The sequence below is a fragment of the Streptomyces sp. NPDC111802 genome, assembly GCF_055634335.1.
This window is the reverse complement of record NZ_JBVKCZ010000068.1, coordinates 1-20,549: the sequence shown is the minus strand read 5'-3', so window position 1 is coordinate 20,549 and position 20,549 is coordinate 1. Positions and strand designations below refer to the sequence as shown.

Genomic DNA, 20,549 nt, shown 5'->3' with positions numbered 1-20,549 from the left:
CCGACCGGAGGTGGCATTGTTTGCCAGCGAGCAGATCAAGCTGTTGGCCGAATCGGGATGGAACACCTGCGAGTCCGTACGCGAGGGCGTGGAGCGGGCCGGGCTGCCGCTCCCGACCGCCGCGTATCTCAAACGGGCCGTCGACGCCTCGCGTTGGGACCGAGCGGAGCGTGCGGTGGAGGCGCTTCGGGAGCATTTCCAGGGTGCCCGGTTCGCCGACGAGGCCGTCTTCGGCGTCCTGCTGGTGCCCGATCCGGACAAGCTCGACACCCGAGGGGCGGTCGATCCGGCGATGCGCGCCGACCAGACCGGGAAGACCGGCAAGGGCGCGGTCGATGTGGTCGACCGCGCCCTGCCGGCGGGCCGGGTGGTGGTGCCGCCGGGCACCGACTGGACGCTGGTGGCCACCGTCACCGGCGCGGCCGGCCTGCACTTCGGCAGCTTCGACGACATCACGGCCGCGGACGCCGGGTCCTTCACGGTGGACGGCGTCGACACCCGGGACCTGATGGTGCGCCAGATCTGGGGCGCACGGGTGCTGCAGTCCGGGAGCGAGCTGCCGGACTGCGAGGTGGGCGGCGGCTGGACCTTCACACTGTTCCCGGGCGAGCCGCTGGTCGACGGGAAAGCCGCCTCGGGCACCGTGCTGCACGACAAGGTGCGGTTCCGGCTGGGGCGGAGCGATCGCGGGATCGCGGTGGTACGGGTGTGTCCGGCGCTGGTGGTGGGCTGATCAGCGGGCGGTGTCGCCGGCCCGGGCCAGTGGCGCCGCGAGGAGTTCCAGGCGGGTGCGCCACCGCGCCGCCCGCCCGGCGGGGCCCGCCGTCACATCGGCGCCGACCCACTGGGTGACGGGACGGATGCCGTGCAGCGCGTTGACGGCCCACACCTCCAGTCCGTCCAGATCACCGGGCACGGGTGACTCGAAGCCGACCGGCACACCCGACTCCCTTGCCAGCCGCAGCAGTTGGGCGCGGGTCACTCCGGGCAGGACGTCGGGGCCTTCGGGCGGGGCGTACAGGGTGCCGTCGCGCCACCACAGGATGCTGGTGGTGCCGCCCTCACGCAGCCGTCCGTCGGGAGAGAGCAGTACGGCCTCGTCGGCACCGGCGGCCTGGGCGGCCTCGCGCAGGTCGGCGAGGTAAGGGAGATCGGGGCCCTTGATCGCGGGCCGGGTACGCCGGTCGGGTTCGGGCGGCAGCCACAGACGTACGGCGTCCCCGCGCGCGGGCGCGGGCCTGATCCAGAGCTGGAGGCAGGGAGTGCCGTCGGCCTCGGCGAGCTCCAGGCGGGGGAACCAGCGCCCGGCGGGCGGGAGTTGGGGCAGGGCCTCGTGCAGGAAGGCGGCGGTCTGCCGGGGCGGTACGGGGCGCAGCTGAGCGCAGGCGGTGGAGAACCGTTCGGAGTGGGCCGCGAGTGCCCTGGAGCGGCCGTCCTCGACCAGCCAGGAGTCGGCTACGAGGACCGGCGCCGGCTGTTCGTCCAGCGACACGAACCCGCGGCCCGGGCCGATCCAACGCACCCGTCGCCCGGCCTGCATCAGCCGCAACCCCCCGCATGTCCAAGGTCACTGGACCGCGCATCGTACGCCGCCACGCTCACCGGCACCTCCGGCACCGCCCCCTCGCCCCTCTCCCCCATCGCGGCGAGGAAGTCCGCGAGCCGGTCGACCCCCCAGAACTTCTGTCGGCGGTGGATGAAGAACGGCACGCCGAAGACGTCGTCGCGATGGATGTCGAGCAGCGCCCGCACCCCCTCGGCGCGGACGCGGTCGTCGTCGGCCGCGTGCTCGGCGGCGTCGGCGTCGACTCCGACGTCGGCGGCCAGTTCCCCGATCGTCTTGCGATCCGAGATGTCCCGGTCCTCCTGCCAGCGAGCCCGGTAGACACGCTCGATGAAGGGGAGGCCCCGTCCCTCCGCCGCGGCGACCACATAGGCCAGGTGGGAAGCCTCCCACCAGGGCGCCACGTCCTGCGGCCAGGTGACCGCCAGTCCGCGCCGGGCGGCCAGCCGTCGCACGTCGCCCAGCATGTACAGGTGCTTCTCACGCGACATCGGCGTGTAGGGGAATCGGCCGCCGGCCTCGGCCAGCAGCCGCTCGCTGTGCGCGTCCGGCTCCCAGAACGGCCGCCACTCCAGGGCGTCCACCACAGCCGGATGGCGGGTGGTGAGGTCGTGGAAGGCCAGCCAGGAGTACGGGCTGCGGAAGGAGAAGTAGAAACGGGGACGACGCGGTGCGGGCGCCATGGCGGCCTCCTGCTGCGCTAGATGGTGATCCCGCCGTCGACCTGGACGACGGCTCCGGTGATGTACGAGGCACGCTCCGAGGCGAGGAACGAGACCAGGCCCGCGACCTCCTCCACCGTGCCGAACCGCCCCAACGGCACGCTGTCGACAGCACGTTGGTGTTCGCGCTCGCGCAGCACCGCGGTCATGTCGGTGTCGATGTATCCGGGCGCGACGACGTTCGCGCGGACGCCGAAGCCGCCGACCTCCTTGGCGAGGGCCCGCGTGAAGCCGATGATCCCGGCCTTGGATGCGGAGTAGTTGGCCTGGCGCGGATTGCCGTAGACGCCCGAGACCGAGGACAGGGTGATGACGACGCCTCGCCGGCGCTTCATCATCCCCATGATCACCGCGTGGCAGGCGGTGAAGGTACCGTCGAGGTTGATCCGCAGCACCTGTCGCCAGTCCTCGTCGGTCATGGTCACCACGGGGTTGTCCCGGGTGATGCCGGCCGAGGTGACCAGCACCTCGACGGGCCCCAACTCCTCCTCGACGTCCCGTACCAGGGCCCTGACGTCGTCCGGGTCCGTCACGTCGGCGGGGCGGGACAGGACCCGGGCGCCGAGTTCCTCGGCCTCCTTCTCTGCCTCCCGGGCCGCGTCGGAGCGGGCCCGGTAGCAGAACGCCACGTCGTGTCCGTCCCAGGCGAGTTGGCGTACGACGGCGCGGCCGATGCCGCGGGAGCCGCCGGTCACCAGCGCGACGGGCCGCCGGTCGTGGTCCATGGGTGATCCTCTCGTGAGGGGTGTCGGCGGGCGGTCAGGTGAGGCGCAGCACGGCGCAGCCGACGACACCGTCGGGGTCGGCGGTGGTGACCAGTGCCGCCCGTCCGGCCGCCGTCGGATCGTCCTCGGCGCCGGCCAGCAGGGCGGCGATCTGGAAGGCGGCGGACGCGGCGTTGGTGTCGCCGAGCAGTTCGGTGCAGGACAGCAGCAGCGGGTGGTGGTCGCCCAGCACCTCGGTGAGCGCGGTGCGTTCCTGTGCGCCGCAGGGTCCGGGCGTGCTCGCCGGGGCGACGGCCCACAGGTCGGCGACCGTCAGGCCGGCGCGCCGCAGGGCACGTCGCACGCAGTCGGCGAGCACCGGCCCCGCGTCCTTCTCGTCGGCGGGCAGCGCGATCTCGACGGCGGCCACCTCGGCGAGGGCGGATCGGCCGGCGGAGGCGTCGGTGCCAGCTTCGAGCAGGAGGACCGCGCATCCCTCACCGGTCAGGGCGGCCTCGGCGCCTTCATCGGGTCCGCCCTCGCCGCGCGCGTGCCAGTCCAGCCAGGCCCGTTCCGCGGAGAACTCCTCGGCCGCTCCGCACACGACGGAGCGGGCGTGGCCGCAACGCTGCAGCCGCTGGGCGTGGTTGAGGGCGAGCAGGGCGGCGGCCCGGCCACCCGCGATGGTCACGTTGGGCCCGCGCAGCCCGTGCCGGATCGCCGACTGTCCCGCCGCGCAGTTCATCACCGTGTTGGGGAAGCGGGCGGGGTCGACCAGGTAGGGCCGGTCCTGGGTGAGCGAGTCCCGGGTGAAGGTCATGATGCTGCTCACGCTGCCGTTGGAGGTGCCGAGGACGAGGCCGGTGTCCTCGTCGAGCCCCGGGATGCGCCCGCCTCGGCCGTCGTCGAGCAGCCGGCCCACGGCGGCGACCGCGAGGCCGGTGACCCGGTCCATCGACCGGGTGCCCTTGCGGCCCAGCAGCTCGCGTGGCTCCGCGCCGGGCACCAGACAGGCCCGGTCGGTCGGCGCGGCCCAGCGCTCGGGGTCCAGGGCCGTGACGACGGGCCGCCCCGAGCGGACGCCGGCCCCGAACGCCTCCCGTCCGACGCCGAACGCGGACACCGCCGACCAGGCGGTGATGACCGGTCCCGGCGCGCTCATCGGCAACTCCTGTGCAGCGTGAGGCAGTTCATGCCGCTCCCCTTTCGTCCCGGTGCGGCTGCCGGGCGCCGTCGGGCTCGTAACGGCCCAGGATCAGCACGGCGTTGTTGCCGCCGAAGGCCAGCGCGTTGTTCTGCACCACCCTGAGGTCGGCGTCGATCGCCCGGTTGGGCACGCAGTCGATGTCGCATTCCGGGTCGGTCTCCACATGGTTGATCGTGGGCGGGATGAACCCCTCGCGCAGGGCCAGCGTGCAGGCGATGGCGGCGAGGGCGCTGGCCGCGCCCATGGTGTGGCCGATCATCGACTTGATGGAGATCATGCGCGGCGGCTTCCCGTCGAAGACCTGACGGATGGCACGGGCCTCGCTGACGTCGTTGGCCTTGGTGCCGGTGCCGTGCGCGGAGATCAGGTCGACGTCGTCGGCGGTGACGCCCGCGTTGTCGTGGGCCAGTCGCACGCAGCGGGCGAAGCTGTCCTCGTTGGGGGCCACCGGGTGGTCGGCGTCGCAGTTCAGGCCGTAGCCCAGCACCTCGGCGTGGATACGAGCGCCGCGTGCGCGGGCCGACTCCAGGCTCTCCAGCAGCATCATCCCGGCGCCCTCGCCGGTCAGGATGCCCTTGCGGTCACGGTCGAAGGGCTGGCAGCGCTCGGGGGCGATGGTGCCCAGGCGGTAGAAGCCGGCGAAGGTCTTCAGGCAGACGGCGTCCGCCCCGCCGCACAGCGCGTACTCGAACTCCCCGGTGCGCACCGCGTCGTAGCCGTAGCCGATGGCGTAGTTGCCGGCCGCGCAGGCGGTCGGCAGCGTCACGGCCTCGACGTCGACCAGCCCCAGTTCCCGGGCCGCGGCCACCGACAGCCGCCCGGCCGGGACCCGGCGCGCCACGACCGGGTCCATCCGCGCGGGCCCCAGCTCCACTTCCTGCCGGGCCAGTCCGTCGAGGTCGCGGGACTCTCCGTCGGTGGTGCCGACGGAGACCAGCGAGCGGGTGGCGCGCAGGTCCTCGATGGGCAGGGACGCGTCGGCCACGGCCATCCGGGCGGCCGCGGCGGCGAAGTGGCTCGCCCGGCCGTATTCGCGCAGCGGCAGCCGGGTGACGAAGCGGGCCGGGTCGAAGTCGGTGATCTCGCACGCCTGGGAGTGGTCGAACCCGGTCGAGTCGAAGGAGGTGATGGGTCCGGCTCCGCTGCGTCCGGCGCGCAGGCCGGTGAGGAACTCGTCGGCGCCGATCCCGATGCTGGTCACGGCGCCGAGGCCGGTGACGACGACACGGCGCGGTGTCATGGTCGACGACACGCCGCCGCCTACCGCCGGGCCGCGGCGGCCTCGGCCACCACTTCGTACACACCCTCCAGGTTCACCATGCGGGCGAGTTCCTGCTGGGCGATGGTGATCTTGAACGTCTTCTCCAGGGAGGCGAGGATCTCGATGGCGAGCAGCGAGTCGGCCTCGTGGTCCTCCTTGAACCGGCTGGTGCGGGTCATGTCGTCGGGTTCGAGCTCGAGGATGTCGGCGACGAGCTGCTTGATCTGGTTCTCCCGCTCCGCGGTGATGTCGGTGCTGGTCATGTGTGTGCTCCTCCTGTGGTGCATCCGGTTGTGCGGGAAGACGTCGCATCAGCCGCCGCGTCGGGCGGCCCCCTTCTGAGGGTGCGGGCTCAGGCCAGCCGTACGACGGCCCGCGCCCCGGACATCACCTCCAGCCCCTCGAAACGCGCCCGCAGCCTGATCACGGCCCTGCGCTCGTCCAGCTTCCGCTCGACCACGCCGGTGATCCGCACGGTCGCCCCTTCGTCGTCGTCCGGCACGACGACCGGCCGGGTGAAGCGGCGCACGCTGTACTCCAGCAGGGCCGAGGGGTCGCCCACCCAGTCGGTGACGACCCGTACGGCGGCGGCGATGGTGTAGGTGCCGTGGGCGATGACGTCGGGCAGTCCGACCGACTTGGCGATCCGCTCGTTCCAGTGCGTGGCGGTGAAGTCCGAGCACGCCCCGCAGTAGCGCAGCAGGTCGACGCGCCGCACGGTGATGTCCTGGGCGGGTATCTGGGTGCCGACCTCGATGTCGTCGTGGGAGACCTTGGCCGCCATGTCACGCCTCCTGGGGCTGAAGCACCGGAGCGGGGGCCTGCCGGGGCAGGTCCGCCGTGCCGCGCGAGAGGATGGTGTTGACCACGGTGCACACGTGCTCGCCGTCCACCGTGCTGATCCGATGGGTCATCACCCATTGCTCGTGCTCGCCCAGCACGCTCATGTCGTCGACGGTCGTGGTCTGGACGAGCCGGTCGCCGGGCCTGATCGGCCTTTGGTGCTCGACCCGTTGGGCCCGGTGCACGCACACCGGTTCCCTCCGCTTGCCGAACTCGGGGTCGTACAGCGGCCAGCCGCCGAAGCGGAAGAAGAGCATGACGGCGAAGGAGGGCGGCGCGATCACGTCCGGGTGGCCGAGCGCCCGTGCCGCCTCGGGGTCGAGGTAGACCGGATGGGTGTCGCCGGTCGCGATCGCGTAGTCGCGGATCTTCTCCCGGCTGACTTCGTAGACCTCGCTCGGCCCGTGTGTGCGGCCGATGAAGTCGTGGTTCAGTGCCATGTCGCCCCCTGCTGTGCGCTGTCCGGCGGTCAGTCCCGGATGACGGTCTTGGTCCGCATGAGGAATTCCGCGAGGTATCGGTCGTGCGGGAGGCCCGGCCGCATCCAGTACGTGGGGTGGTCGCCGACGTGGACATTGCTGATGGTGGGTTCGTCGACCAGTTGCTGAAGGAGCCGCTCGTCGTCGGTGATCGCGGTCAGCACCAGGGTGTCGCGCAGCGGTGCCACGCCGTCGGCGCGTGTCCAGGGCGCCACCCACACACAGGGGAAGCCCAGTTCGACGCCGGTCTGCGGGGCGTCGGCGCGGTCGAGCCGGAACACCGCCGGGCGCAGTACGGCACTGCCGTCGCCCAGCTCGTCGACGATGCCGTCGCCGCCGAGGTGCGCGGTGGCGCCGCGGGCGCTGCGCAGCAGGTAGGCCTCGATGGCGCGGGCCGCGGCCAGGGGTTGTACGGGCAGGACGGCCTCGGGATCCTGGGGCGGCAGGCTGGGGATGGCCGCCAGCCGGGCGGCGAGCGCGTCGGCCACGGCGGCGGCCTCGGCGGGCCCGCCCTCGACGAGGACGGCGGTGGCGTTGACGCAGGCGGTGCCGCCCTCGTCCGCGACCGAGTCGACGACCATGTCCAGGTGGGCTCGCCGGTCCGCGCCGGTGAGAAGGATCTTCGCCCGGCCGGGTCCCTGGGGCAGCACGGTGTTGTGCCCGCCGTACTTGCGCACCACGTCGTCGCCGCCGTAGACGAGGGAGAGGTCCGCGCCGGCGATGACGGTGTCGGCCACGGTGTGGTCGGTGGGGGTCAGCGCCACATGACCGGCGCCGAAGCCCGCCTCGCGCAGTGCGGCGACCAGCCGGTGCGGGGTGAACGGCTCGCGCCGCGACGGCCGTACGACCACTCGGTAGCCGAGGGCGAGGGCCTCCAGCCACAGCGCGTGCACTCCGGGGTGGTTGCCCGCGGCGTGCACGGCGAAGACGTTGCCGCGGCGCGTCCACACCGCGCTGCCGGCGCGGGTCGCAGGCTCCCGCCAGTCGCCGACCGCCGCCTGGGGCCGGGCCTGGAGCACTGTGGAGGCCGCCTGGGCCGCCGCGTCCGCGACGATCCCGGTCGCGGCGCGGACCACGGAGATCGGCAGTCCGGAGCAGCGGCTGACCAACTGCCGGTAGGCGTCGGGGTCCAGCCCGCCGAGGGTGGCGGAGGCGAACAGCCGGCCGGCCCGCTCCAGTGCGGCGGCCCGCTCGGCGGGCGGCAGCGGTTCGGCCGACCGCAGGGCGGCGAGGCCGCGCTGCACGAACAGCTGCGGCACGATGCTCAGTTCGGCGAGCGGCGCGCCCGTCACATCAGGCACCGTCAGGCGGTTGCGGGCGCGATAGGGGCCGTTGGCGCCGAACGCGTCCAGTTGGACGAGCCGCTCGCCGGTGGCCCCGACGGCCGGCTCGGCGACCAGGGCGGCCTGTCGGGGCATCAGTACACCCCTTCGATGACGGCCTGGTCGTCGAAGGTCGCCACCGGACTGACGTCGGCGACCGAGTCGCCCATCTGCCCCTCGGGCGGCGGCATCCGCACGGCGGTGTCGCGTTCGAGGTTGTTGGGCAGCAGCATCGCCTTGCTGATGTGGTTCATGACGACCTGGCCGCGCTCGCCGTAAGGGACCGTCTCGCCGGTGCCCGGGTCGATGACGGAGAAGGAGATGTACGGCGCGAAGGGGTCGAAGACACAAGTGTCCTCGCCGGGCGGCTCGATGCGCTCCAGCGAGCCGCCGAGGATCATGGTGCTGCCGTAGGCGCCCTGGAGCTGGATGCCCGGGAAGACCTCGGTGCGGAACAGATGGCGGGTGTCGGCGTCCATGTGCGCGCCGCCCCACTGGATGTAGCGCACCTTCTCGTTGATCAGCGTCACCATACGGTCGTCCTGCGCGAGGCGCTGGAGCAACGGCGGGGTGGTGATCATCACGCCGATGTCCTGGGTCTCCAGCAGGAACCCGGCCTGCGTGGCCAGATGGTCGGCATAGCGTGCGGCGTCCTCGGCGCGGCCCTCGGCGATGCACTTCTTCACCCAGCGCGGGTCCATGTCGACCGTGAAGAGGATGCCGCCGCTGCGCCGCGCGCCCTCGCGCAGGGCGGCGCCGAAGATGTGCGGGCCGTCGGGCATCAGCGCCAGCCAGTTGACGCCACGCGGACAGCCGCGGGCGTCCAGGTGCCGCTGGCTGAAGGCGAGCCAGCGGTCCATCCAGTCGGTCGTGCAGACGACGCGCTTGGGCGCTCCGGTGGTGCCGCCGCTCTCGTAGACGCCGTACAGGTCGTCCGGCAGTGTGAGGCCGCGCGGGATCAGCTCCTCGACGCGGACGTCACGCAGTTCGTTGACGAGGTTGGGGAACAGCCTGAGGTCGTCGAAGGACTTGACGTCCGTGAGCGGGTCGAAGTCGAGTTTCCCGGCCCGCTCGAGCCAGAACCGTGAGCCGGTCTCCGGGCTGAAGTGCCACCGCATCGCCGCGGTGATGAGTTCCTCGCCGTCCGGCGTCTCGTCGGCCGGGCAGTCGAGAACCGGGTCCGTGCGGCCGTGGTCCGACATGTGCGTCCTTCCCCAGAGGCATGGCGATCAGCTGCGATTCCACGCTCGCACAGAGTTACATTCTCAGTCAAGGGATGTGCAAACTTTGATGGTGAGTTACCGTCGGGAGGAGCGGATGCGCGGCAGCGGGCCGGGACGGGACGGCCCGCCCGGGGCCTCCGCGGACGGGGGAACGACGTGCACGGAGACTCCCGCGGCCGGACCGCGGAGTTACGCGAGCTGCGCGAGCGGGTGCTGCGCGGACCCGGCGAGAAGGCGACCGCGACCCAGCGGGCCAAAGGCAAGATGACCGCACGTGAGCGGATCGACCTGCTGCTGGACGCCGGGTCGTTCCGCGAGACGGAGCAGTTGCGGCGGCACCGGGCGTCGGGGTTCGGGCTGGAGAGCAGAAGGCCCCACACCGACGGCGTGATCACCGGCTGGGGCACGGTCCACGGCCGTACCGTCTTCGTCTACGCCCATGACTTCCGCGTCTTCGGCGGGGCCCTGGGCGAGGCCCACGCCGAGAAGATCCACAAGATCATGGACATGGCCCTGGCCGCCGGGGCGCCGCTGGTGTCCCTCAACGACGGGGCGGGCGCCCGCATCCAGGAGGGCGTCACCGCGCTCGCCGGCTACGGCGGCATCTTCCTGCGCAACACCCGGGCGTCCGGGGTGATCCCGCAGATCAGCGTGATGCTGGGCCCGTGCGCGGGTGGTGCGGCCTACAGCCCCGCCCTGACGGACTTCGTGTTCATGGTGCGGGACACCTCGCAGGTGTTCGTCACCGGACCCGACGTGGTCAAGGCGGTCACCGGCGAGGAGATCGACCACGACGGGCTGGGCGGCGCCGACGTGCACGCGGAGACCAGCGGCGTGTGCCACTTCGCGTACGACGACGAGGAGACGTGTCTGGAGGAGGTGCGGTACCTGCTCTCGCTGCTCCCGGCCAACAACCGCGAACAGCCTCCGGCGGTGGCGCCCACCGACTCTCCCGACCGACCCGGCACGGCCCTGCTGGACCTGGTCCCCGCCGACGGCAACCGCGCCTACGACATGCACGCGGTGATCGAGGAAGTGGTGGACGACGGCGAGTTCTTCGAGGTGCACGAACGCTGGGCCACCAATGTCGTCGTGGGCCTGGCCCGCCTCGACGGCCATGTCATCGGCGTCGTCGCCAACCAACCGGCGCGGCTCGCCGGGGTGTTGGACGCCCGGGCCAGCGAGAAGGCGGCCCGTTTCGTCCAGCTCTGCGACGCGTTCAGCATCCCGCTGGTCACCCTGGTGGACGTCCCCGGGTTCCTGCCAGGTGTCGCCCAGGAGCACGGCGGCATCGTCCGGCACGGCGCGAAACTTCTGTACGCCTACTGCAACGCCACCGTGCCCCGCGTCTCCGTCGTCCTGCGCAAGGCCTACGGCGGGGCGTACATCGTGATGGACTCGCAGTCCATCGGCTCGGACGCGACCTACGCCTGGCCGACCAACGAGATCGCCGTGATGGGCGCGCAGGCCGCGGCCGACGTCGTCTTCCGCCGGCGGATCGCCGAGGCCGACGATCCACAGGCCGTTCGAGCGGCGCTCGTCAAGGAGTACGCCGCCGAGTTGATGCACCCCTACTACGCGGCCGAACGCGGCCTCGTCGACGATGTCATCGACCCCGCCGAGACCCGCGAGACCCTGATCCGCACCCTGGCCATGCTGCGCACGAAGCACGCCGACCTGCCGTACCGCAAGCACGGCAACCCACCGCAGTAGCTGCGGCGACGCGCCTTCGGCCGCGAAAGTTTCGCGTCGTCCCGCGACTCTTTCCGGGACGCCCGCCCCTGGCACATAGTGAGGGTGCCGATTCGCGACGGGGCGGTCCCACGCCCCCCGAAGGGACGAGATGACGCGGAAGAACGCCCTGGTGGTCCGAGGCGGATGGGAGGGGCATCAGCCGGTCCGGGCCACGGAGCTGTTCCTGCCCTTCCTGCGCGACAACGGATACGCCGTACGGATCGAGGAGTCCACCGACGTCTACGCCGACGCGACCGCGATGGCCAGCACCGATCTCGTGGTGCAGTGCGTCACGATGTCGCAGATCAGCCCCGAGCAGCTGGCCGGACTGAGCGCGGCGGTCGTGGCCGGCACCGGCCTCACCGGTTGGCACGGCGGCATCGCGGACTCGTTCCGGGCCTCCTCCGACTATCTCCATCTGGTGGGCGGGCAGTTCGCCACCCATCCGGGCAAGGAGCCGTGCGAGCGCCGGGGCGTTCAGGAGGACAACTACCTGCCGCACACGGTCGACATCACGGAGCTCGGCCGTGCGCACCCGGTCACGGCGGGCATCGAGGACTTCGAGCTGCACACCGAGCAGTACTGGGTGCTCCACGACGACCTGATCGACGTCCTGGCCACCACGACCCATCCCACCCGGCCGTGGCACTCCTGGCATCGGCCGGTCACCTCGCCGGCGATCTGGACCCGGCTGTGGGGCGCCGGCCGCGTCGTGGTGACGACACCGGGGCACAGCCTCGACGTACTGGAACACCCCGCCGTCCGCACCGTCATCGAGAGGGGAATGCTGTGGGCGACGCGCACCGCATCGGCGTCGTAGGACTGGGCGTCATCTCCCGCGCGTACCTGGACACGCTCGTCGGGCACCCCGCCGTACGCGTCACCGCGGTCGCCGACCTCGACGCCGCCCGGTCGGCCGCGGTCGCCGCCGAGCTGCCCGGCGTCGAGGCGCTGTCCGTGGCGGAGTTGCTGAGCAGCCCGGACGTGGACACGGTGCTCAACCTCACCGTCCCGGCGGCGCACGCCGAGATCGCGCTCGGTGCCATCGGCCACGGGAAGAACGTCTACGGGGAGAAGCCGCTGGCCGCCGAACTCGTCGACGCCCAGGTCATGATGGAGGCCGCGGCGAAGGCGGGCGTCGGTGTGGGGTGCGCGCCGGACACGGTGCTGGGCACCGGCATCCAGACGGCACGTGCGGCCGTGGCGGCGGGCAGCATCGGGCGCCCGCAGTTCGCGTCGGCCGTGATGGTCACGCCCGGGCACGAGCGCTGGCATCCCCAGCCGGACTTCTACTACACCGCCGGCGGTGGCCCGCTGCTGGACATGGGGCCGTACTATCTCGCGTCCCTGGTCCATCTGCTGGGTCCGGTGCGTGCCGTGACCGGGGCGGCCGGGCGTCTGCGTGCCGAGCGCGTCATCGGTTCCGGGCCGCGCGCCGGCGAGCGGATTCCGGTCGAGGTGGACACGCATGTCACCGGGGTGCTGGAGCACACCGGCGGGACGCTGACGACGATCACGACGAGCTTCGACGGCGTCGCCACGACCGCCGCTCCGATCGAGGTGCACGGCGAGACGGGCACGCTCGCGGTCCCCGATCCCAACCGCTTCGACGGGGAGGTACGGCTCTTCGAGCTCGACGGCACCGAGTGGCGCACGCTCCCGGTGTCGGCGGGCTACGCCGACGGCGCCCGGGGCGTCGGTCTGCTGGACTTCGTCGCCGCGGACGCGCGGCGGGCGCCCCGCGCGAGCGGTGAACTCGCCCTGCACGTACTGGAGACGATGACCGCCCTGCTCCGCGCGGCGGCCGAGGGGCGCCGCATCGAGCTGACGACAACGGCGGAACCACCCCTGCCTGTGCCGCTGACTGCTGCCGAGGAGTGGCGGGGTGCCGGTGCCCGGGGAGACAGCGCCGGCCCGGCCGACTCCCCCTGATCGGCGGTCAGTCCACGGGCCAGGTGTGCGCGGCCGCGTTCAGGTGCATGTAGTCCATGTACATCGTGGTCATCCGCCGCAGCGCCTCGAGTCGGTCGGCGGCGCCGGCCTTCTCCAGCTGGTGGACCGTCTCCACCTGCCACAGGGCACCGTTGCGGGCGCTGACGCAGCGCTGCTCGATGATGCCCAGCAGCGGTTCGCGCCAGGCCTCGTCCATGCCGGCCAGTTCGAGGCCCCGATGGGCCAGGGGCAGCAGGCGCCGCAACACCAGTTCCGTGACCGGCACTTCACCCATGCCGGGCCAGTACAGACGGGCGTCGATGCCGTCGCGGGCGGCCGTGTGGAGGTTCTCCTCGGCGACCGAGAAGGACATCCGCGTCCACACGGGCCGGTCCTCGTCGACCAGGGCGCGGGTGAGGCCGTAGTAGAAGGCGCCGTTGGCGATGGTGTCGGACACGGTGGGGCCGGCGGGCAGGACCCGGTTCTCGATGCGCAGGTGCGGGCCGCTGTCGGTGACGGCGTAGATGGGGCGGTTCCAGCGGTAGATCGTGCCGTTGTGCAGGGTCAGTTCGCCCAGTTCCGGGACGCCGCCGCGGTCGTGTGTCCCCTGTGGGTCCTCGTCGTCGCACAGCGGCAGGAGGGCCGGGAAGTAGCGCACGTTCTCCTCGAAGAGATCGAAGACGCTGGTGATCCAGCGCTCTCCGAACCACACCCGCGGCCGGACGCCCTGGGCCTTGATCTCCACCGGGCGGGTGTCGGTGGCCTGCTCGAACAGGGGGATACGGGTCTCGCGCCAGAGTTCCTTGCCGAAGAGGTACGGCGAGTTCGCCGCCAGGGCGATCTGCACGCCCGTGACCGCCTGGGCCGCGTTCCAGTAGGCGGCGAACTCCCTCGGCGAGACCTGCAGATGGAACTGGGTGCTGGTACAGGCGGCCTCGGGGGTGATCGTGTCGGCGTACGTCGACAGGCGTTCCACGCCGTCCACCGTGATCCGCAGGTCCTCGCCCCTGGCCGCGAAGATCTGCTCGTTGAGCAGCCGGTACCGCGGATCGCCGGAGAGGGCGGCCTCGCCCACGTCCGTCTCCCTCAGCGTCGGCAGTATGCCGATCATGATCAGGTGTGCGCCCACGGCGGAGGCACGGTCCTCGGCATGGTTGAGCGCGTCGCGGATCGCCTGCTCCCACGCTCCGGGACCGCCGGTCGTCAGTTCGCGCGGCGGGATGTTGATCTCCAGGTTGAAGCGGCCCAGCTCGCTCGACCAGGCGGGGTCGGCGATGGCCTGGAGAACCTCGGTGTTGCGCATCGCAGGCAGCCCGTCGTCGTCCACCAGGTTGAGCTCGATCTCCAGCCCCACCTGGGGCCGCTCGCTCTCGAAGGTCGACTCGCGCAGCATCTGGGCGAGCACATCGAGGCAGGTGTGCATCTTCTCCCGGTACCGACGGCGATCCTCGCGCGTGAACACCAGGGCCGGCACATCACGTCCCATCGTGGCCCTCCCGAGTTCCCTCGGCGGATACCTGTCCGTCCCAGCGTCGCACCTCGGGCGGGACCCGGACAGTCACGCGCCGCTGAGCGCACACTGGCCGGACGCCCCGGCGGTCGGGAATCGGCCGCCGGCACGCACGGCCGCCGGTGCGGGCATGAGCGGCTGTCGTCGCTGTCGGCAGCCTGGCCGAACCCATCCGCCGGCACGCGTCAGCCGGCGACCGCCTTCCGGAGGCCCGGTTTCGACGCGTCGGCCCACGCCGTCGGCAGTTCCCGTTCGCGGTCCGCGGCCACGGCCTGCTCCTTGCCGTACAGCAGGCCCCAGGTGAAACCGGGCTCCCCCGCGGCGTGCGCCGCCAGGGCCAGCTTTCGCAGGGCGTCCCGGGCCACGACGCTGTCCTGGTGGTCCCCGAGCACCTTCTGTACGGCCTTCACGCGCTTGCGGAGCCGCTTCGCGGGCTTGCCGAGCGAGGCGAGCGCCGGTTCGGTGGCGTAGCGAGTCTTCTTGGCCGACTTGCGGGCCTCGTGGAGGGCCTTGTCGCGTTCCGTTCCGGGGGTGAGTTCCAGGGCGTGCGCCGTCCGGTCGGCCAGCCGGTCGTATTCCTTGAAGATGGCCTTGGCCATCACCTTCTCCGGCTTGCGGGCGGCCTTGCGACGCAGCGGGGGCTGCTCGGTGAGGCGGGCCAAGGAGTCCAGCAGGGCCAGGTATCGCGGTGCGTTCAGGGCCTGGAGGGTGCGCCGACGCGCCTCGGCGGTGCGGGCGACGTTCCATGCCTTCAGCCGGGCGGCCACGGGTCCGAGGACCAGCTCGTCGGGTGCGGCCCCGATGCGTTTCCCGAGCCGTTCCATGAGGACCTCCTGGTCGCGTTCCGCGGCCATCTCGCCGCCCAGCCACTTGAGGTCGTCGCGGATCGGGTCGGTGACCTCGCGGTCCAGCACCGACCGGTAGGAACGCAGGACGCTGCGCAGTCGACGGCAGGTCACGCGCATCTGGTGCACCGAGTCGGGCAGGTCGCGGCGTACCGCGGGATCCAGGCCCACCAGTTTGCGCACCTGCTCATCCACGTACCTGAGGACCTCTTCACCGGCCGAACCGCCTACGACGGCCTCGGCACGGGTGTCCGGAAGTCGCCGCCCGCCCACACCTGTCTCCGCCATGGCGCGGGCCGGCTTCGACGGGTGGTCCGCACGCTCGATGCCGTTCTTGTGCAGCGTCTTGTCCACGACGTCCAGCAGCGAGGGATCGGTGTCCTCGGCAAGCTCGACCTCCAGCTCGGTCCAGGCGGCCAGTGTGGGCATGCCGCGTAGGGACTGGGCGCGGACCCCGTCGACGACGAGTTCGGCCAGGACCGTGTCGTCGGAGTCGACGAGGTGCCGGGTGTCACGGGTGGACCGGATACGGACGGCCGGCGTCAGTTCCGCCCCTCGGGTACGCGAAAGGGCCAGCTCACGCAGGGTGTCCGGGACCGTGTCGGACAGCGGGGCCCGCACCTCCTCCCGGCTGTCCTGCGACAGGGGCAGCTTCAGATGCCAGCCGGCGTCGCCCCCGCCCGTCCGTCGCCGCAGCGTGGCCGACGCGCCGGCCAGGCGCAGATCCTCGGTGTCGTAGTACACGGCGTCCAGTTCGTCGGTGCCCTGCTCCACGACCGACGCGATGCGGTCCACGCCGGTGAGCTCCGGGAGCCACGAGGTGTCCTCGGCCGACGGAGCATCGTACTTTCGCTCTGTCTCACGCTTCGACTGGGTCATACCCATCCGGTACACGCCTCAGGACGACTCAAACGCCGAAGAGCGCCCAGGTCCGCGAGGCCCCGCGGCAAACACCTTGCTCTGCTCCCCGCATCCGCCTAGCGTTGTTTTGTGCCGCCAATAAACAAAACCCGAACGCACAACGCCGTGCCGGGTACCCCCAGTGACCTCAGCCGCCTCCGCATCGCCCTGACCGTCTTCTTCGCCCTCGACGGCTTTCTCTTCGCCGGTTGGGTCGTCCGCATCCCCGCCGTCAAGGAACAGACCGGCGCCTCCGCCAGCGCCCTCGGGCTGGCCCTGCTCGGCGTCTCCGCCGGCGCCGTGCTCACCATGACGATGACCGGCCGCCTCTGCCGCCGCTACGGCAGCCACCAGGTCACCGTCGTCTGTGCCGTCCTGCTGTCCCTCAGCGTGGCCCTGCCCCCGCTCACCCACTCGGTGCCGGCACTGGGCGCCGTCCTGGTGATCTTCGGGGCGGCCTACGGCGGCATCAACGTCGCCTTCAACAGCGCCGCCGTGGACCTGGTCAGCGCCCTGCGGCGGCCCATCATGCCCAGCTTCCACGCGGCCTTCAGCCTGGGCGGCATGGTCGGCGCGGGCCTCGGCGGACTGGTCGCGGCGGCCGTCTCCCCCACCCGGCATCTACTGGGCCTCGCCGTCATCGGGCTGCTGGTGACGGCCGCGACGAGCCGGACGCTGCTGCGCCACGAGCCCGCCGCGACCGCGGGCCCCGCACGCGCCACGCAGAAGACCCCGCGCCGCCTGAACGGCAGAACGCGCGGCCTGGTGATCGTCTTCGGTCTGATCGCCCTGTGCACGGCCTACGGCGAGGGCGCCATGGCCGACTGGGGCGCCCTGCACCTCGAACAGGACCTGGACGCCTCGCCCGGCGTCGCCGCCGTCGGCTACTCCTGCTTCGCGCTGGCCATGACCATCGGCCGGCTCAGCGGTACGGCCCTGCTCGAACGGCTCGGCCACGGCCGTACCGTCGTGGCGGGCGGCGCCACCGCGGCGGCCGGGATGCTGCTCGGCTCGCTCGCGCCCTCGCTGTGGGCCGCGCTGCTCGGTTTCGCGGTGACCGGGATCGGGCTCGCCAACCTCTTCCCGGTGGCCGTCGAACGCGCGGGCACCCTCGCCGGCCCGAGCGGAGTCGCCACGGCCTCCACCTTCGGCTACGGCGGCATGCTCCTCGGACCGCCCGCCATCGGCTTCATGGCGGACTGGTTCTCCCTGCCCGTGGCCCTCACCAGCGTCGCCGTACTGGCGGCGATCGCCACGCTCATCGGGGTCGCGACACGACGCACCAGCCGGTCCGACTGAGTTCGGCACGTCGTCCGCGCCGTCCGCGCTCACCGTCATGACCGGACGGCACGCCTCCACGCATCGTCATCGGCTGTGCCCGGCCGAGCGACCGTGCTGGTCGAGTCCCGGGGCGGCGGCCCTCGCCTCGGGCTCCGGCACGAGCCGTGCGCCCATAGGGCACACTCACCCCCATGGAGACAGCCGACTTCGTTCGAACCCTGGACCGCGAGGGTCTGCTGCTGGCCACGGCCGCCGAGGAGGCCGGGGTCGACGCCAAGGTGCCGACCTGCCCGGACTGGCAGGTGCGGGACCTGGTGCGGCACACGGGGATGGTGCACCGGTGGGCGGCGGCGTTCGTGGCCGAGGGGCACACCTCCTACCACCCGGACGGAGGCCTGCCCGGCCTCGACGGGGCGGAGCTGCTCGCCTGGTTCCGCGACGGGCATCGCCATCTGGTCGACACGCTGGCCGGCGCCCCCGCCGACCTGCGGTGCTGGCACTTCCTGCCCGCCCCGTCACCCCTCGCGTTCTGGGCGCGCAGACAGGCCCACGAGACGACCGTGCACCGCTTCGACGCGGAGACGGCACACGGCGGCACCCCGAGCGTGATCGACCCCGGCTTCGCGGCGGACGGCGTCGACGAGTTGCTGTGCGCCTTCCACGCCCGGCGCAAGAGCCGGGTCCGCAGCGCCGAGCCCCGGGTGCTGCGGGTGCGGGCCATGGACATGGACGACGCCGTGTGGACCGTACGGCTGTCGCAGGAGCCACCCGCGGCCGAGCGCGGCGACAGCGGCCCCGCGGACTGCGAGATCGCCGGACCGGCGGCCCAGCTGTATCTGTCGCTCTGGAACAGGCTGCCCTTCCCGCAGGTGACCGGCGATGCCTCGATCGCCACGCTGTGGCGGGAGAACTCCGCCGTCACCTGGAGCTGAACTCCGGCCGTACGCCGGTCAGTTCGTCAGCATCCTCGTCAGCACCTCCCGCTGCACGGGCAGCACCTCACCGTGCAGCGCCTTCCCCTTGGCCGTGAGGGCCACGACCACGCCACGGCGGTCCTGTGCGCACATACAGCGCTCGACGAGGCCGTCCTTCTCCAGCCGGGCGATCAGCCGGGACAGCGCGCTCTGACTGAGATGCACCCGCTCGGAGATCTCCTGCACACGGAACGCCGAACCGCGCCCCGGGCCCTTCGAGCCGCCTCGCGCCGAGCCCTCGGCCAGGACGTCCAGCACCTCGAAGTCGCTGGCGCACAGGCCGTGTTGGTGCAACGCGCGGTCCAGTTCGCACTGTGTGCGCGCGTGCAGCGCCAGGATGTCCCGCCACTGGTTCACGAGCGCCTGCTCGGCCTTCTTCGCCGCCATGCGCGGCACCGTAGCAGAAATCCGCGTTTGTTGCACCCACATTAAATGCATTTGCATCTCATGCATGCGCATGTAGTGTCCTCGGCATGACCTCTCCGCTCAACTCCCCCACCACCGAGGGACGCTGGACCCCCCGGCTGTGGGGCACCCTGCTGGTGCTGTGCGCCGCGATGTTCCTGGACGCGCTGGATGTGTCGATGGTCGGCGTCGCCCTGCCGTCCATCGGCGCCGACCTGGACCTGTCCACCTCGACCCTGCAATGGATCGTCAGCGGCTACATCCTGGGCTACGGCGGGCTGCTCCTGCTCGGCGGACGGACCGCCGACCTGCTGGGCCGGCGCCAGGTGTTCCTCGTCGCTCTGGCCGTGTTCGCGCTCGCCTCGCTGCTCGGCGGGCTCGTCGACTCGGGCCCGCTGCTGATCGCGAGCCGCTTCATCAAGGGCCTGGCCGCGGCCTTCACGGCACCCGCCGGCCTGTCCATCATCACCACGACCTTCGCCGAGGGCCCGGTGCGCAACCGCGCGCTGTCGATCTACACCACCTGCGGCGCCACCGGCTACTCGATGGGGCTCGTCTTCTCCGGCCTGCTCACGGAGGCCAGTTGGCGCCTCACGATGCTGCTGCCCGCGCCGATCGCGTTGATCGCCCTGGCCGTGGGCCTGAAGCTGCTGCCGCGCAGCGATCGCGAACGGACGGAGGGCGGTTACGACGTCCCCGGCGCCATCCTCGGCACCGCGTCGATGCTGCTGCTCGTGTTCACCGTCGTCCAGGCGCCCGAGGCGGGCTGGGGCTCGGCCCGCACGGTCCTGTCCTTCGCCGCCGTTCTCGTCCTGCTCACGGCCTTCGTCCTCGTCGAGCGGCGCAGCCCGAGCCCGCTGATCCGGCTGGGCGTGCTGCGCTCCGGGGCCCAGGTGCGGGCGCAGTTGGGCGCGTTGACGTTCGTCGGCAGCTACATCGGCTTCCAGTTCTTGGTCACCCTGTACATGCAGCAGTTGCTCGGCTGGTCGGCGCTGCACACGGCGCTGGCCTTCCTGCCGGCGGGCGCGCTCGTGGCGCTGTCGGCGACGAAGGTCGGGGCGATCATCGACCGGTTCGGCACGGCGCGGCTGATCGCGATCGGCTTCGCCCTGATGGTCGCGGGCTACGTCCTGTTCCTGCGCATCGACCTCGACCCGGTCTACGCGGCGGTGATCCTGCCCACCATGCTGCTGGTCGGCTCGGCCTTCGCGCTGACCTTCCCCTCGCTCAACGTCCAGGCCACCAACGGCGTCGACGAGCACGAGCAGGGCATGGTCTCGGGTCTGCTCAACACCTCGGTCCAGGTCGGCGGCGCGCTCTTCCTCGCCGTCGTGACCGCGGTACTGACCGCGAACGCGCCCGCGGAGCCCGCGTCCCCGCAGGCCGTCCTCGACAGTTATCTGCCCGCCCTGGTCGTGATCACCGGGATCGCGGTCGCGGGACTGCTGATCGCCCTCACCGGACTGCGCACCCGCCGCGGGCAGCGGACCGTCGTGGTCGCCAAGTCCACCGCGAGGGAGGCGGATGCGGAGCGTGTGGCGCTCCGCGACTAGGGTCCGTCTTCAAAGGGATCTTGCCCAGAGCAGGAACGACGCGAGTGTGACCGCCGCTTCATAGGAGGTGGCGGTCTTGTCGTATCTGGT

General features: G+C 71.9%; 20 protein-coding genes. 7 read left to right on the top strand and 13 right to left on the bottom strand.

The window, feature by feature from the left end; translation table 11 throughout:
• The first annotated feature begins 10 nt into the window (after nt 1-10).
• Nucleotides 11-733, top strand: a complete 723-nt coding sequence (locus ACZ7NC_RS40995) for a hypothetical protein (protein ID WP_471496613.1) — start codon at nt 11-13, stop codon at nt 731-733.
• Here the strand turns inward: ACZ7NC_RS40995 and ACZ7NC_RS40990 are convergent, their stop codons facing one another.
• The 10 genes from ACZ7NC_RS40990 to ACZ7NC_RS40945 form a co-directional block, all read right to left on the bottom strand.
• Nucleotides 734-1,540 carry an aminotransferase class IV gene (locus ACZ7NC_RS40990; RefSeq protein ID WP_471496611.1) on the bottom strand — a complete coding sequence of 269 codons (807 nt, stop codon included), beginning with the start codon at nt 1,538-1,540 and terminating at the stop codon, nt 734-736. It abuts the gene before it with no gap.
• A complete protein-coding gene (locus ACZ7NC_RS40985; RefSeq protein ID WP_471496609.1) occupies nt 1,540-2,247 on the bottom strand; it encodes a DsbA family protein in 708 nt (235 codons plus the stop codon). Before ACZ7NC_RS40985 ends, ACZ7NC_RS40990 begins: the two co-directional genes overlap by 1 nt.
• A 17-nt stretch (nt 2,248-2,264) precedes the next feature.
• Nucleotides 2,265-3,011 carry a 3-oxoacyl-[acyl-carrier-protein] reductase gene (gene fabG / locus ACZ7NC_RS40980; protein WP_471496607.1) on the bottom strand — a complete coding sequence of 249 codons (747 nt, stop codon included), beginning with the start codon at nt 3,009-3,011 and terminating at the stop codon, nt 2,265-2,267.
• Nucleotides 3,012-3,045: 34 nt separating this feature from the next.
• Nucleotides 3,046-4,152 carry a beta-ketoacyl synthase N-terminal-like domain-containing protein gene (locus ACZ7NC_RS40975; protein WP_471496605.1) on the bottom strand — a complete coding sequence of 369 codons (1,107 nt, stop codon included), beginning with the start codon at nt 4,150-4,152 and terminating at the stop codon, nt 3,046-3,048.
• 28 nt (nt 4,153-4,180) lie between these two features.
• Complete coding sequence (locus tag ACZ7NC_RS40970; protein ID WP_471496629.1) at nt 4,181-5,437, bottom strand: beta-ketoacyl-[acyl-carrier-protein] synthase family protein; 1,257 nt, start codon at nt 5,435-5,437, stop codon at nt 4,181-4,183.
• Between the two features lie 20 nt (nt 5,438-5,457).
• Nucleotides 5,458-5,721 (bottom strand): acyl carrier protein, encoded by a 264-nt coding sequence (locus ACZ7NC_RS40965; protein WP_471496603.1) that lies wholly within the window; start codon nt 5,719-5,721, stop codon nt 5,458-5,460.
• 89 nt (nt 5,722-5,810) lie between these two features.
• Entirely contained in the window at nt 5,811-6,242 is a 432-nt protein-coding gene (locus tag ACZ7NC_RS40960; RefSeq protein WP_471496601.1) for a MaoC/PaaZ C-terminal domain-containing protein, read from the bottom strand.
• 1 nt (nt 6,243) lies between these two features.
• A complete protein-coding gene (locus ACZ7NC_RS40955; RefSeq protein WP_471496598.1) occupies nt 6,244-6,741 on the bottom strand; it encodes an FAS1-like dehydratase domain-containing protein in 498 nt (165 codons plus the stop codon).
• A gap of 29 nt (nt 6,742-6,770) precedes the next feature.
• Nucleotides 6,771-8,198 carry an aldehyde dehydrogenase family protein gene (locus tag ACZ7NC_RS40950; RefSeq protein WP_471496595.1) on the bottom strand — a complete coding sequence of 476 codons (1,428 nt, stop codon included), beginning with the start codon at nt 8,196-8,198 and terminating at the stop codon, nt 6,771-6,773.
• A complete protein-coding gene (locus ACZ7NC_RS40945) occupies nt 8,198-9,304 on the bottom strand; it encodes an AMP-binding protein (RefSeq protein WP_471496592.1) in 1,107 nt (368 codons plus the stop codon). The genes ACZ7NC_RS40950 and ACZ7NC_RS40945 overlap by 1 nt, the downstream gene beginning before the upstream one ends.
• Before the next feature lie 177 nt (nt 9,305-9,481).
• On the opposite strand from ACZ7NC_RS40945, the gene ACZ7NC_RS40940 reads away from it, so the two are divergent.
• The 3 genes from ACZ7NC_RS40940 (at nt 9,482) to ACZ7NC_RS40930 (ending at nt 12,991) form a co-directional block, all read left to right on the top strand.
• Nucleotides 9,482-11,038, top strand: coding sequence for an acyl-CoA carboxylase subunit beta (locus ACZ7NC_RS40940; protein WP_471496590.1), 1,557 nt, complete (start codon nt 9,482-9,484; stop codon nt 11,036-11,038).
• A 130-nt stretch (nt 11,039-11,168) separates the two neighbouring features.
• The gene (locus ACZ7NC_RS40935) at nt 11,169-11,879 is read left to right on the top strand and encodes a ThuA domain-containing protein (RefSeq protein WP_471496588.1); all 711 of its coding nucleotides are present in this window, start codon (nt 11,169-11,171) and stop codon (nt 11,877-11,879) included.
• Complete coding sequence (locus ACZ7NC_RS40930) at nt 11,849-12,991, top strand: Gfo/Idh/MocA family protein (RefSeq protein ID WP_471496586.1); 1,143 nt, start codon at nt 11,849-11,851, stop codon at nt 12,989-12,991. Before ACZ7NC_RS40935 ends, ACZ7NC_RS40930 begins: the two co-directional genes overlap by 31 nt.
• A 7-nt stretch (nt 12,992-12,998) precedes the next feature.
• Here ACZ7NC_RS40930 and ACZ7NC_RS40925 read toward each other — a convergent pair whose 3' ends face one another.
• Both ACZ7NC_RS40925 and ACZ7NC_RS40920 read right to left on the bottom strand, forming a co-directional pair.
• A complete protein-coding gene (locus ACZ7NC_RS40925) occupies nt 12,999-14,477 on the bottom strand; it encodes a glutamate-cysteine ligase family protein (RefSeq protein ID WP_471496584.1) in 1,479 nt (492 codons plus the stop codon).
• Nucleotides 14,478-14,686: 209 nt separating this feature from the next.
• Complete coding sequence (locus ACZ7NC_RS40920) at nt 14,687-16,225, bottom strand: CYTH and CHAD domain-containing protein (RefSeq protein WP_471496582.1); 1,539 nt, start codon at nt 16,223-16,225, stop codon at nt 14,687-14,689.
• Between the two features lie 147 nt (nt 16,226-16,372).
• On the opposite strand from ACZ7NC_RS40920, the gene ACZ7NC_RS40915 reads away from it, so the two are divergent.
• On the top strand, nt 16,373-17,545 hold the full coding sequence (locus ACZ7NC_RS40915; protein WP_471496580.1) for an MFS transporter: 1,173 nt from the start codon (nt 16,373-16,375) through the stop codon (nt 17,543-17,545).
• Between the two features lie 173 nt (nt 17,546-17,718).
• On the top strand, nt 17,719-18,459 hold the full coding sequence (locus ACZ7NC_RS40910; protein WP_471496578.1) for a maleylpyruvate isomerase family mycothiol-dependent enzyme: 741 nt from the start codon (nt 17,719-17,721) through the stop codon (nt 18,457-18,459).
• A gap of 18 nt (nt 18,460-18,477) precedes the next feature.
• Here ACZ7NC_RS40910 and ACZ7NC_RS40905 read toward each other — a convergent pair whose 3' ends face one another.
• Nucleotides 18,478-18,888, bottom strand: coding sequence for a MarR family winged helix-turn-helix transcriptional regulator (locus ACZ7NC_RS40905; RefSeq protein ID WP_471496576.1), 411 nt, complete (start codon nt 18,886-18,888; stop codon nt 18,478-18,480).
• A gap of 86 nt (nt 18,889-18,974) precedes the next feature.
• On the opposite strand from ACZ7NC_RS40905, the gene ACZ7NC_RS40900 reads away from it, so the two are divergent.
• On the top strand, nt 18,975-20,459 hold the full coding sequence (locus ACZ7NC_RS40900; protein ID WP_471496574.1) for an MFS transporter: 1,485 nt from the start codon (nt 18,975-18,977) through the stop codon (nt 20,457-20,459).
• Nucleotides 20,460-20,549: the final 90 nt, after the last annotated feature.